Origin of the sequence: Neobacillus niacini (assembly GCF_000759675.1) — a bacterium.
GTDB classification, from domain to species: domain Bacteria; phylum Bacillota; class Bacilli; order Bacillales; family Cytobacillaceae; genus Neobacillus; species Neobacillus niacini_A.
The window spans coordinates 1-433 of record NZ_BAWM01000138.1; the positions used below are offsets into that span (position 1 = coordinate 1).

Consider the following 433-nt stretch of genomic DNA (forward strand, 5'->3'; position numbering starts at 1 on the left):
AATGCCTGGAGGAATGGGTCAAATGCCAATGGGCGGTCAAATGCCTGGAGGAATGGGTCAAATGCCAATGGGCGGTCAAATGCCAGGTGGATTTGATCAAATGTCAGCAGATGATCAATTGCCTTATTTTGATGAAAGTCCAGCAGACTCACCTGCAACTACAAGTCAAGGCTGGTTTGATCCTCAATCACAGGGAATGCCAGGAATGGGAGCTCCAATGATGAACCCAGGCTTTGGTCAATCCGGAATGGGAGGACCAATGGGACCAGGTTTCGGTCAGCCAGGAATGGGAGGACCAATGGGAGGACCAATGGGAGGACCAATGGGACCAGGTTTCGGTCAGCCAGGAATGGGAGGACCAATGGGAGGACCAATGGGACCAGGTTTCGGTCAGCCAGGAATGGGAGGACCAATGGGACCAGGTTTCGGTCAG

At 52.9% G+C, this 433-nt stretch carries 1 protein-coding gene; it reads left to right on the plus strand.

The annotated features are described in order from the left end of the window. The coding region (locus TR08_RS32830; protein ID WP_045522890.1) for a hypothetical protein at nucleotides 1-433 on the plus strand (433 nt) is incomplete at both ends.